Below are 12,005 nucleotides of genomic sequence, written 5' to 3'. Positions count from 1 at the left end.
GGGCACCAGCGCGCGATGCCCGAGACGCGTCCCGGCCTGCGCCCGCCCACGGCGCCGCCCGCGCACACGCACACGGCATCGACCACGCTCCAGCCGCTGGAGCGTCCGCAGCCGGCCGCGAGCGATTCCGGGGCCACGCCGCTGCACCGGTGGCCGCCGGTGCGCCAGTCGGACCAGCGCGCCATGCCCAACGACCTGGAGATCCCCACCTTCATCCGCCGCCAGATGGACTGAGGCGGTCCCCGCCGTCCTCCGCTCCCACCGCGGAGGACGGCGTGTTTTCCGATGTTTTGCAGTACAGGCCGCGTTTCTGATGGACCGCTCCGGAGCCGGCCGGCCGATACTGCCTGGCCGCCCGTCTCCTGCGCGGGGGCGGTGAGCCTCCTCCTCCGGCCAACGATACTGCCGTTGGCGTCCGTCCGGGGTCTCCCCGCCCGCGGAGCGAGCCTCGCGCAAACCGCCGCGCGAGTCTCCCTCCGCTAAAACTTTTCGGGGAACAGCGGAACGACGGGAAGAGCAGAAACGACGGAGCGGTGACATCCGGCACCGGCCGCAAACGGCGCCCGACGGATCGTCGCTCTACCGCCCAGCCGGCGCCCACCGCCTCGGCACCCCGAAAGCGCAGGGCGCAGCCCCAGCCAAAGGCCGCCGCCTCCACGCTGCCGAAGCACGCCAACGGCTTCGTGCCTTCTCCCACCCGTGGGAGAGGGCAGGCGAGTTTTACGAGCCGGGTGAGGGCCCCCTCCCAGCCGCGAATTACCCCAAGTTCCGTGTGTAGTGTTGTGACCGGGTGGTGAAGTCAACCAACCAGAAGGACAGCCAGATGCCCATCTCCAGACCCTACCGCGTCCTCGCCGCCGGCCTCCTCGGCTCCTGCGGCCTCGCGCTCGCCAGCGTCTTCGTCACCTCCGCCTCCAAGGCCGACGAAGCCGCGGCGCCGCCCGCCCTCCTGCCCGCGCTGCACGCCGCGCCGCTGGAGACCGCATACCGCGACACGCTGCGGAAGGGCGAGACGCTGTCCGACCTGCTGGAGCGCGCCCGGCTGGACGCGGCAGACGCCCACGCGCTCATCGAGCAGCTTCGCGCGCAGCAGGACCTGCGCTCGCTGCGGCCCGGCGCCGTGATCGCCTACCGCCGGTCCGCCGCCACCGGCGAGCTGCGCAAGCTGGAGATGAGCCTGGACCCGGACCACAAGGTCAGCATCCGAAACGACGGCGGCACCATGGCCGCCACCGTCGCCGAGGTGCCGGTCCGCACCGACACCGCCGTCCTCGCCGGCGAAGTCCGCACCTCGCTGTACCAGGGCCTGCTGGACGGCAGCGGCAGCGTGCCCCGCAACGAGCGCGAGCGCATCGCCGACGTGCTGGCGGACCGCATCTTCGCCTGGCAGGTCGACTTCTCGCGCGACCTGCGCGCGGGCGACCGCTACCGCATCATGTACGAGCGCGACGTGCGGCCCGACGGCACCGCGCGCTCCGGCCGCATCCTCGCCGTCCAGTTCGACGTCGCGGGCGAAGACCACGAGGCGTACTTCTTCCGCTCGCCCGATGGGACGGAGGACTACTACGACGCCCGCGGCGGCTCGCTCAAGCGCGCCTTCCTGCGCGCGCCGCTGGAGTTCCGCCGCATCAGCTCCGTCTTCTCCACCGGGCGCTATCACCCCATCCTGCACCGCATCCGCGCCCACAAGGGAATCGACTACGCCGCCGCGCAGGGCACGCCCGTGCGCGCCGTGGGCGACGGCGTCGTCGCGCGCGCGGGCCACGGCGGCGGCTACGGCAACGTCGTCGAGATCCGGCACGCGCGCGGGTACTCCAGCCGCTACGGGCACCTGCGCGGCTTCGCGCCGGGCATCCACCCGGGCACGCGCGTGCGCCAGGGCCAGCTCATCGGCTTCGTGGGGATGACGGGCCTCGCCACCGGCCCGCACCTCCACTATGAGTTCCACACCGACGGCGTCGCGGTGAACCCGAGCTCCATCAAGTACCTCACCGGCGAGCCGCTCACCGGCGGCCGGCGTGACCGCTTCCGCGAGCTGGTGGCGGGCCGCGTCGCGCTCATGGACCGCGCCTCCAACGGGTTCCGCCTGGCGGACGCGAAGACCTCCGCGCCCCGGTCGGATGCCGAGTGACGCCGTGGCGCTCGGGCGCCGCATCGACATTTTCCCGGCCGTGGACCTGCGCCGCGGCCGGTGCGTGCGCCTGGAGAAGGGCGCCGCCGACCGCGAGACCGTCTACGGCACCGATCCGCACGCCGTGATCCGCCAGTTCGCGGACGCGGGGGCCGCGTGGGTCCACGTCGTCGACCTGGATGCTGCGTTCGGCGACGGCAGCAACCGTCCGCTCATCCGCGATCTCGTCGCGTCCACCTCCCTTCGTGTCCAGACCGGCGGCGGCCTCCGCACGGAAGGCGACCTCGCCGAGGTGCTGGACGCCGGCGTAGCCCGCGCCGTCATCGGCACGGCCGCCATCGAGAAGCCGGAGCTGGTGCGCACCGCCGTCGACCGCTGGGGCGCGGATCGCATCGCCGTGGGCCTCGACGCGCGCGGCCGCCGCCCCGCCGCGCGCGGGTGGACGGAGGAGAGCACGGCCGATCTCTTCGACCTGGCGCGCTCGCTGGCGGACCTGGGCGTCCGCACCATCATCCACACCGATATCGAGCGCGACGGCATGTTCGCCGGGCCCAACCTGGAGCTTTCCGCAAAGCTGGCGGAGTTCTCCGGCGCCGACGTCATCGTCTCCGGCGGCATGCGCGGCGTGGAAGACGTGGAAGCCGTCGCCGCCGCGGCCGCGAACGGCGCCGCCCTCGCCGGCGCCGTCATCGGCAAGGCCATCTACGAAGGCCGCATCGACCTCCCCGCAGCCTTCCGCCGCATCCGCTGACCGATCTGGTGTCTGGCCCGCCGTCCTCCGGCGGATGTGGCTTCGAGGTGCAGATCGAGCGTAAGTTCCGGTGGCGCTTGTTCGGACGCTTCTGTCGGGGAATCAGGCCGAACAGATGCGGGAAGATGCGGGAGTCGACGAATCCTCACGGTTCCACGCCGCGTAGTCACCGCATGACTACTCCTATCTTGTCTCCGACTCGACCGAACGCCCTCGCGTCAGCCATGCTGGCGGCGGGGGCGTTTTCACTGCTGGCCGCTTGCTCCGCGGGACGGCACCCGTCAGCGCCATCGCCCCTTCCGACAGCTCGCGAGCACAGGATGCGAATCTCCGCAGACGAGATCGCCCGCTTCTCCGCCACCGTCGACTCGCTGCGGATGGCGGTGCGCATCCCCGGCCTCTCCGTCGCCGTCGTCGCGGACGGGCGGGTGGTGCTGGGCCGCGGGTTCGGGTACGCGGACGTGGAGGCGCGGCGGCCCATGACGGAACACACGCCGCTCCCCATCGCATCCGTCACGAAGCCCGTCTCGGCCGTGGTGGCCATGCGGCTGGTGGAGATGGGCAAGCTGGACCTGGACCGGCGGATGAGCACGTACGACGGCTTTGCGGAGTTCTGCACCGACGTGCGCCAGGGCGGCGGCATCTTCTTCCACGACTACCACTGCGACAGCCAGCCGCTCACGCTGCGCCACGTGCTCTCCATGCAGGCGAACGGCGACGTCGGCACGCGCTTCTTCTACAATCCTGCGTCGTACTCGTGGGCGTCGCGGCCGATGGCGCAGGTGGCCGGCACGCCGTTCTCCGACCTCGTCGCGGAGTACGTGTTCGGACCGGCGGGGATGACGAGGTCGGCTCGCATCCACCGCCGGCTGCCGCTGCGCCCGGACCTCGCGGCGGACAAGGCGCAGCCGTACCACGTGGACAGCACCGGCGCGCTCGTCCGCTCGCCGGAGCCGCCGCCGCAGGGCGACGGTGCTGCGGGCGGCGTTGTCTCCACCGCGAGCGACATGGCACGCTTCGACATCGCGCTGGACGACGGCAGGCTCGTCTCCGAAGCCTCGCGCGAGGCGATGTGGACGCCGGGACGCGGGCCGTCCGGGGCCGGGCTGCCCTACGGCCTGGGCTGGTTCGCGAAGGACGTCGCCGGGCACCGCGTCGTCTGGCACACCGGCCTGTGGGAGGGCGCCTATTCCGCCCTCTATCTCAAGGTGCCGGACGAGCACGTCACGCTGATCCTTCTCGCCAACAGCGACGGCCTGCAGTGGAGCACGAGGCTGGACGAGGCCGCGATCGAGCGTTCGCCGTTCGCCCGCGCCTTCCTCACGTCGCTCGGCGGGTTCGGCGTGAGTGCCCTCCCCAGGCGGTGAGGCGGGGACCGATGCCACACGCGGGCGGAGGTGAGACAATCCCTGGACGCGGCGGTCTGGTCCGTGCGTAGGCGGCTCGCACGTGAGCACACCCGGACCGGCGCAGGCGAGGGCCGCGCGCGAGCCGGGGAAACGTGAGGAGCATGCATCGATGAGCGAGATCGACAACAAGGCGGGCCGTCCCTTCGCCGTCGTCACCGGCGCGTCCAGCGGCATCGGGCTGGAGCTGGCGAAGGTGTTCGCCGGGAACGGCTACGACCTGCTGGTCACCTCCGCGGGGGAGGGGCTGGAACCGGCCGCCGCGCAGGTCCGGGCGCTCGGTGCCACGGTCGACACCGTCCGCGCGGACCTAGCCACTCACGACGGCGTCCACACGCTCGTCGGCGCGATCCAGGCTGCGGGACAGCCGGTAGACGCCATCGCCATCAACGCCGGCGTGGGCGTGGGCGGGCCCTTCCTGGAGACGGACCTGGACGCCGAGCTGAACCTGATCGCCCTCAACGTCACCTCCGTCGTCCATCTTACCAAGCACGTGCTGGGGGATATGGTCGCGCGCGGGCAGGGCCGCATCCTCATCACCGCCTCGATCGCGGCAGAGATGCCGGCGCCGTTCGAGGCGGTGTACGGCGCGTCCAAGGCGTTCGTGCTCAGCTTCGCCGAGGCTCTGCGCAACGAGGTGCGCGACAGCGGCGTCACCATCACGGCGCTCCAGCCCGGGCCCACGGACACGAACTTCTTCCACCGCGCGGGGATGGACGACACCAAGGTCGGCGCGGGGAAGAAGGACGATCCCGCCGAGGTCGCGCATCAGGGCTTCGACGCCATGATGGCGGGCAAGGACCACGTGGTCGCGGGCGCCTTCAAGAACAAGGTGCAGTCCACGCTCGCGCAGGTCACGCCCGAGACGGTGAAGGCAGACCAGCACCGCAAGCTCGCCGAGCCCGGCTCCGCCGACAAGTAAGCGGTTGATGTATCGAGAGATGCGAGGCGGCTCATCCGGCTGCCTCGCATCTTCGCGTATCGGCCGGGGTGGTTGAGAGTCGCCTACCCTGCTGTTCTCCGCAGATGGGTGGTAGCTGACGGAAATCGATCGGCGGATCGAAAGGCTTGCTTTGCGCCGTCGTGTGCTGTATTCTGTGCGGCGCTGGCGTACTCTCCGTCCACTTGCAGACGCTGGCGATGCGTCTTGGCGGAGGCTCGGGGTGCGGTGAGGGCAAGGTCACGAGGGTAGATCATGGAGCGCGGGCCGCATCCCTTGTCAGGCGGGGCGGAGTGGAGTATTTCGCATCCACCTCTCCTCCTGTCGTCCGGCGGGGGATGAAACGCCCCGTACCGGAAGATCCAAGGATGCCGCACGACCAGGCCGCCGCCGTCGACCTCCGCTCCGACACCGTCACCCGCCCGTCTCCGCAGATGCGCCGCGCCATCGCTGAGGCCGAGGTGGGCGACGCGGTGCTCGGCGACGACCCCACCGCCGCGGAGCTGGAGCGGTACGCGGCCGAGCTGCTGGGCAAGGAGCGCGCGCTCTTCTTCCCCAGCGGCATCATGGCGAACCAGACGGCCATGCTCGTCCTGGGGCAGCCCGGCACCGAGGCGGTGATCGACTCCGGCGGGCACATCCTCAACTACGAGGAGGCCGCCGCGGCCGCGTGGGGCGGCATCTCCCTCCGCGCCGTCTTCACGGCGGACGGGCTGCTCACCCCCGAGCTGGCTGCGGAAGCGATCCGGCCGAAGTCACCGTACGTGACGCAGACCTCCATGCTCTGCCTGGAGAACACGCATAACAGCGCCGGCGGCCGCGTGCTGCCCCTCGCGCAGATGCGGGCCGTGGCCGACGTAGCCCGCGAACGCGGAATCCGCGTGCACCTGGACGGCGCGCGCCTGCCCAACGCCTCCGTCGCCACCGGCCACTCGCTCGCCGACCTCGCCGCGCCCGCGGCCACGGTGATGGTGGCGCTCTCCAAGGGCCTCGGCGCGCCCATGGGCTCGGTGCTGGCGGGAGATGCGGAGACGATGGAGCGCGCCTGGCGCGTCCGCCGCCGGCTGGGCGGCGGCATTCGGCAGGCGGGGATGATGGCCGCCGGGGCCCTCTACGCGCTCCGCAACAACTTCCCGCTGCTGGCGGCCGACCACCAGCGCGCGAAGCAGCTGGCCGAAGCCGTCGCCGCGCTGCCCGGCGTCTCCGCTCCCGTGCCGGAGACCAACATCGTCATGGTGGACCTGAACGATGCGCGGCTCGCGCCTGCGGACGTCCTCGGCGCGCTGGAGCGGCGCGGCACGCGCATGACGCAGTTCGGGCCGCGCCGCCTCCGCGCGGTCACACACATGGACGTGGACGATGCGGGGATCGCACGCGCGGCGGCCGCGTGGGCCGAGGTGGTGGGTGAGCTAACGGCTTGATTCGCGGGGTTTTTGGACGGCCTTTACGCGACGCGCGGCCGGCATGAACGAAACCCTTGCGCAGGTGTCAACTTTCGCATTTCTTTCGGGAACGCTCCGGAGGGGCGAGGGTATCATTTCCGTGCCCCGCCCGGGGTGAAAACGACCAAGCTCCGTCACGAGGAAACATGGCCGCAGCAACCGAGCTGAGCAGCGACAACAAGGCGAAGGCCCTCACCAGCGCCATCAGCCAGATCGAGAAGGCGTACGGCAAGGGCTCCATCATGCGCATGGGGATCAACGCCCCCGTGGTGAAGGTGCAGGTGATCCCCACCGGCGCCATCAACCTCGACGCCGCCATCGGCATCGGCGGCATCCCACGCGGGCGAATCACCGAGATCTACGGGCCCGAGTCGTCGGGCAAGACCACGCTCTGCCTCCACGTGATCGCCAACGCCCAGAAGTCCGGCGGCGTGGCGGCCTTCATCGACGCCGAGCACGCGCTGGACATCGGCTACGCCAAGAAGCTGGGCGTGGACGTGGACAACCTGCTCGTGTCGCAGCCCGACACCGGCGAGCAGGGCCTGGAGATCGCCGAGGTGCTCGTGCGCTCCGCCGCAGTGGACGTGGTCGTGATCGACTCCGTCGCCGCGCTGGTGCCCCGCGCCGAGATCGAGGGCGAGATGGGCGACAGCCACGTGGGCCTCCAGGCGCGGCTCATGAGCCAGGCGCTGCGCAAGCTCACGGGCGCCATCAACCGCTCCAACACCACGGTGATCTTCACCAACCAGATCCGCGAGAAGATCGGCGTGATGTTCGGCAGCCCGGAGACGACCACCGGCGGGCGGGCGCTCAAGTTCTATGCGAGCCTCCGCATCGACATCCGCCGCATCGGGTCGATCAAGGACAAGGAAGTGCTGGTGGGCAACAAAACCCGCGCGAAGATCGTGAAGAATAAGGTCGCGCCGCCCTTCAAGCAGGCGGAGTTCGACATCATGTTCAACGTGGGCATCGACCACTACGGCATCGTGGTGGACCTGGGCGTGGAGACCGAGGTGATCCAGAAGTCCGGCGCCTGGTTCAGCTACGGCGACGTGCGGCTGGGCCAGGGGCGCGAGAACGTCAAGGCGTTCCTCCAGGACAACCCCGACCTCGCGGCCGAGATCGAGACCAAGGTCAAGGACACGCTGGGGATGAACGGCATCGCGGCCACCGACGACGGCGCGACCGACTGACGCGCATCGGCCGAGATCGAGACGGGGCCCCGGCATCACGCCGGGGCCTTTCGTTCGTCTGGCCGTCTTCATGGCGGACGGAAGCCCTCGTGCGTCGCCGGACGAGGTGAGGATCGACCGGTGATCCGGCGCAATCGCCTGGCACTCCGCGCACTTCATGTGTTCCGCGGTTGACGTGGGAGGCAAGGGGCGTCACAATACCCGCCGCCCGCGCCGCGGCCCTTCGCTGCGCGGGCCTTCCTGCGTGCAGCGGCACCGGGGTTGCTACTCAACGCGCGGCGGGACGCTGTCCCGCGCGGGTGGCCGCGGCGCACCGGGTGCGCGGGGGCCTTTCCTCTTTCGGCATCGGGCAACGTGACGGATACATCGGGGCATACGCCGCCTGCCGGGCGGTACCTGGCCCTCTTGACGCTGGCGGCGCTGGGGGTGGTGTACGGCGACCTCGGCACCAGCCCGCTCTACGCGATGAAGGAGTGCTTCTTCGGAGAGCACGGCATGCAGGTGACGCCCGACAACGTGCTGGGAGTGCTGTCGCTCATCGTCTGGTCGCTGATCGTCGTCATCTCCATCAAGTACCTGGTGTTCGTGATGCGCGCCGACAACCGCGGCGAGGGCGGCATCCTGGCGCTGACCGCGCTGGTCACGCCGCTCCAGTCGCACAAGCGCGGGCGGTGGCTGCTCATCATGCTAGGCCTGTTCGGCACGGCGCTGCTGTACGGCGACGGGATGATCACGCCGGCCATCTCCGTGCTGAGCGCGGTGGAGGGCCTCACGGTGGCGACGCCGCTCTTCACGCCGTACGTGATCCCCATCACCATCGTCATCCTCATCGGCCTCTTCGCGATCCAGCGGCGCGGCACGGGCGGCATCGGGAAGATCTTCGGGCCCGTGATGCTGCTGTGGTTCATCGTGCTGGGCGCGCTGGGCATCGTGGAGGTGGTGCACAACCCCGGCGTGCTGGCGGCGGTGAACCCGTGGCACGCGGTCACCTTCTTCAGCCGCAACGGCTGGCACGGCTTCCTGGTGCTGGGCTCGGTCTTCCTGGTGCTCACCGGCGGCGAGGCGCTGTACGCCGACATGGGCCACTTCGGCCGCAAGCCCATCCAGTACGCCTGGTTCGGGCTGGTGCTGCCGGGGCTGCTGCTGAACTACTTCGGGCAGGGCGCGCTGCTCATCTCCGACCCGTCGGCCGCGGCGAACCCGTTCTACCGGCTGGCGCCGTCGTGGGCGCTGTACCCCATGGTGGTGCTCTCCACCATGGCGGCGGTGATCGCGTCGCAGGCGCTGATCTCGGGCGCGTTCTCGCTCACCATGCAGGCGGTGCAGCTGGGCTACAGCCCGCGCGTGGAGATCGCCCACACGTCCGAGACCGAGCGCGGGCAGATCTACATCCCCGCCATCAACTGGGGGCTGATGCTGGCCTGCATCGGGTTGGTGCTGGGCTTCGGGTCGTCCACCAACCTGGCGGCGGCGTACGGCGTGGCGGTGACGACCACCATGGTGGTGACCACGCTGCTCTTCGCGGTGGTGGCGCGCGAGCGGTGGCAGTGGAGCCTGGCGAAGGTGGTGCCGCTCGCTGGCACGTTCATGCTCATCGACCTGGCGTTCTTCGCGGCCAACATCATCAAGATCCCGCACGGCGGCTGGTTCCCGCTCGTCGTCGGCGCCGTCGTCTTCACGCTGATGTCCACGTGGAAGAAGGGTCGCGGCATCGTCGCGCAGCGCCTGCACGCGGGCACGCTGCCGCCCGAGCTGTTCCTGCAGGACGTGAAGAACAACTCGCCCATCCGCGTCCCCGGCACGGCCATCTTCATGTACGGCGACCCCAACGGCACCCCGCCGGCGCTGCTGCACAGCCTCAAGCACTACAAGGCGCTGCACCAGCAGGTCGTCTTCCTGGGTGTCTCCACCGACGAGGTGCCGCATGTGGGGGTGGCGGACCGGGTTCGCGTGGAGGTGCTGGGGCAGGGCTTCTTCCGCATCACCCTGCGCTACGGCTTCATGGACGAGCCGGACGTGCCGGAGGCCCTGAAGCTCGCCAAGGCCGACGGCCTGGACCTGCGCCCCGGCCACACCTCGTTCTTCCTGGGCCGCGAGACCCTGATCGCCACCAAGCGCCCGGGCATGGCCATCTGGCGCGAGAAGCTGTTCGCGCTCATGTCGCGCAACGCGCGCAGCGCCACCTCCTTCTTCCGCATCCCCCCCAACCGCGTCGTCGAGCTCGGCGCCCAGATCGAAATCTGACGCCACCGCATCGATCGAAGATCCGAGATGCGGATCGGGGTTATGTACTCGACGCGATGAGGGATGGGGATCGGTAGAAACTCAACCCTCCCCCAGGCAGTTTTGGGGGAGGGTCGACGAGCCTAAGCGAGGCGGGGAGGGGGGCCCGCCGCACCCGCGCAAAGCAAACGCGAGACAGATAATTCGCGCTGCACAGGCACAAGTCCGCCTGCACTGGCGGACTCCCCAATCGACACCTCGTCGACGCAGTTCGCTGCCGGACGAAAAAGAGGCGGAGGAGCTTGCTGGCTCCTCCGCCTCTTCGTTGTCCGTCGATGTGGGTCCGGCGATGCTGCTATGCCGGGTCAGGCGGCGCGGCCGGCGGCCTTCCAGCGGCCGAAGGGTAGGGACGGGCGGGGGCGCGCTTCGCCGCCCCACACGAACGCCAGGCACGGCTCCTCGAGCGCCGGGCGGGCGCCCTGCACCACGATGCCCACGGCGTCGGCCGCGTCGGCGGCTGCGTTTGCGGCCAGGAATGCTTTGATCTGCATGGTACGGCGCATGTAAAAAGGAACCGGCCTGTCGCGCGGAAGGCGCTCGGGCCGGGTGTGTGCACGCCGCGTACCCGTTTCCGGGTGTACGTAAGCCGTTGTAGCGCATCTGTTTGCCGAGGACTGCCCGGGCCTCGGTCAAGCGGTGCGTGTCAAAAAGTGATCAGGCTCCGTGTTCAAACGACACAAGCGGCCGCATCGTAACCCGCGAGTGCGGGCGCGATGCGGGGCACCGTGATGCGGGCGGGCTCGTGCGGCGCCAGCTCCGGGTGCGGCGGCTCGTGCGGCTGCGGCGCGGCGGACACGCGGTGCTGCGCGGCCCACGCGCGGTACCCCGGCAGCTTGAGCAGGCGGATGATGCGGCGGTCGACCGCGGCGCACATCAGGATCTCGGTGAGCTGGTACTGGCCGTCCGGGCTCATTCGCAGCTCCGTCGCCACCTCGTCGGCCAAGTCCAGCAGCTTGGCGCGCGGGATGGAGTCCTTGAAATCCTCGACCTGCTCCTCGACCCACTCCAGGTAGGCGCGTCGCAAAGAACTGGGGGATTCGGAGTGCATGGTGGCGGTAGCGCTGGGCACGCGCGAATGGTGGCGGCTGGTGTGTTCTGGAAGGCGCGTTGCGGCGATACCATTGCGGACGCATCAAGGTAATCGCGAAATGGGCCCGGAACAAGGATTTGATGTGCAACGGGCCCTTTGCAGCGCCACGCGACATTCCGCGCAGGGCCGCGTGCCTTTGCGGTCCGTGTCTTCCACGCCCGCCGACAGGTGCATGACGCAGTCTTCGCGGGCGCAATGGTCCAGCCCCGCCACGTGCCCCAGCTCGTGCACCGCCTCTGCCAGCAGGCGCGTCCCGAACACGCGCGGGTCCGCCCCGGCGCCGTCGCGGAGCCGCGAGGTGCTGACCACCGCCGCGCACCCGCCCACCGTCGCCTCGCCGAAGACGAAGGTGAGGCCGGGCGCGTACAGCTCTGCCTCGGTGACGCCCAGCGCCCATTCCATGGCCTCGCCGCGCGGAGCAGAGCGCGCGCGCTCCACCAGTTCGTCCACGATGGGTGCGGAGAGGAATTGGCCCCGCGCCGGGTCGTAGCCCGCGCGGTCCAGCTCCAGCGGCTCGCCGTGGTAGCTGAGAGTGCCGAAGGTCTCGTCCAGTGCGGGGCCGAGCCACGCGGGGATGCACGCGGCGGGGCCGACGGGCACGAGCTGCAGCCGGCGGGCCGGGGTGGATGTCACCGGTTCCGGGTGCGGGTCAGGCCGGGCGGGCGGCGCGGCGCAGCATGGCCTCGGCGGCCACGACGGCGCGGGCGATCTGGATCATGGACTGGCTCTGCTGCTGGCTGCGGCGGCGGAGCAGCGTGTACGCCTCGTT

11 protein-coding genes are annotated in these 12,005 nt (G+C 70.4%); 8 read left to right on the top strand and 3 right to left on the bottom strand.

What is annotated here, in order from left to right; genetic code table 11:
* From VFE05_02915 to VFE05_02880, 8 genes are all read left to right on the top strand, one after another.
* The coding region (locus tag VFE05_02915) for a hypothetical protein (GenBank protein ID HET6229001.1) at positions 1–234 on the top strand (234 nt) is incomplete at its 5' end.
* Positions 235–823: 589 nt separating this feature from the next.
* Positions 824–2,131 carry a peptidoglycan DD-metalloendopeptidase family protein gene (locus VFE05_02910; GenBank protein ID HET6229000.1) on the top strand — a complete coding sequence of 436 codons (1,308 nt, stop codon included), beginning with the start codon at positions 824–826 and terminating at the stop codon, positions 2,129–2,131.
* 4 nt (positions 2,132–2,135) lie between these two features.
* Entirely contained in the window at positions 2,136–2,882 is a 747-nt protein-coding gene (gene hisA / locus VFE05_02905; protein ID HET6228999.1) for a 1-(5-phosphoribosyl)-5-[(5-phosphoribosylamino)methylideneamino]imidazole-4-carboxamide isomerase, read from the top strand.
* A 320-nt stretch (positions 2,883–3,202) separates the two neighbouring features.
* On the top strand, positions 3,203–4,249 hold the full coding sequence (locus VFE05_02900) for a serine hydrolase domain-containing protein (GenBank protein ID HET6228998.1): 1,047 nt from the start codon (positions 3,203–3,205) through the stop codon (positions 4,247–4,249).
* A gap of 151 nt (positions 4,250–4,400) precedes the next feature.
* Positions 4,401–5,210 carry an SDR family NAD(P)-dependent oxidoreductase gene (locus VFE05_02895; GenBank protein ID HET6228997.1) on the top strand — a complete coding sequence of 270 codons (810 nt, stop codon included), beginning with the start codon at positions 4,401–4,403 and terminating at the stop codon, positions 5,208–5,210.
* Positions 5,211–5,596: 386 nt separating this feature from the next.
* The gene (locus tag VFE05_02890; protein ID HET6228996.1) at positions 5,597–6,649 is read left to right on the top strand and encodes a GntG family PLP-dependent aldolase; all 1,053 of its coding nucleotides are present in this window, start codon (positions 5,597–5,599) and stop codon (positions 6,647–6,649) included.
* A 167-nt stretch (positions 6,650–6,816) separates the two neighbouring features.
* Complete coding sequence (gene recA / locus VFE05_02885) at positions 6,817–7,863, top strand: recombinase RecA (GenBank protein HET6228995.1); 1,047 nt, start codon at positions 6,817–6,819, stop codon at positions 7,861–7,863.
* Between the two features lie 354 nt (positions 7,864–8,217).
* On the top strand, positions 8,218–10,107 hold the full coding sequence (locus VFE05_02880; GenBank protein ID HET6228994.1) for a potassium transporter Kup: 1,890 nt from the start codon (positions 8,218–8,220) through the stop codon (positions 10,105–10,107).
* A 344-nt stretch (positions 10,108–10,451) separates the two neighbouring features.
* On the opposite strand, the gene VFE05_02875 is transcribed toward VFE05_02880, so the two are convergent.
* The 3 genes from VFE05_02875 to VFE05_02865 all read right to left on the bottom strand — a co-directional run bounded on the left by VFE05_02875 (position 10,452) and on the right by VFE05_02865 (position 11,869).
* Complete coding sequence (locus tag VFE05_02875) at positions 10,452–10,637, bottom strand: hypothetical protein (GenBank protein HET6228993.1); 186 nt, start codon at positions 10,635–10,637, stop codon at positions 10,452–10,454.
* Between the two features lie 176 nt (positions 10,638–10,813).
* A complete protein-coding gene (locus tag VFE05_02870) occupies positions 10,814–11,170 on the bottom strand; it encodes a hypothetical protein (protein ID HET6228992.1) in 357 nt (118 codons plus the stop codon).
* Between the two features lie 108 nt (positions 11,171–11,278).
* Positions 11,279–11,869, bottom strand: a complete 591-nt coding sequence (locus VFE05_02865; GenBank protein HET6228991.1) for a hypothetical protein — start codon at positions 11,867–11,869, stop codon at positions 11,279–11,281.
* Positions 11,870–12,005 lie beyond the last annotated feature (136 nt).

The sequence above is a fragment of the Longimicrobiaceae bacterium genome (assembly GCA_035696245.1).
Classification (GTDB): domain Bacteria; phylum Gemmatimonadota; class Gemmatimonadetes; order Longimicrobiales; family Longimicrobiaceae; genus DASRQW01.
This window is presented reverse-complemented; position numbering and strand designations above follow the sequence as displayed.

Excerpts from the sequence above, each read along its gene's own strand:
- VFE05_02910 (HET6229000.1), top strand. The coding sequence starts at position 824 with ATGCCCATCTCCAGACCCTACCGCGTCCTCGCCGCCGGCCTCCTCGGC.
- VFE05_02875 (HET6228993.1), bottom strand. The coding sequence starts at position 10,637 with ATGCAGATCAAAGCATTCCTGGCCGCAAACGCAGCCGCCGACGCGGCC.
- VFE05_02900 (HET6228998.1), top strand. The coding sequence starts at position 3,203 with ATGCGAATCTCCGCAGACGAGATCGCCCGCTTCTCCGCCACCGTCGAC.
- recA (HET6228995.1), top strand. The coding sequence starts at position 6,817 with ATGGCCGCAGCAACCGAGCTGAGCAGCGACAACAAGGCGAAGGCCCTC.
- VFE05_02890 (HET6228996.1), top strand. The coding sequence starts at position 5,597 with ATGCCGCACGACCAGGCCGCCGCCGTCGACCTCCGCTCCGACACCGTC.
- VFE05_02895 (HET6228997.1), top strand. The coding sequence starts at position 4,401 with ATGAGCGAGATCGACAACAAGGCGGGCCGTCCCTTCGCCGTCGTCACC.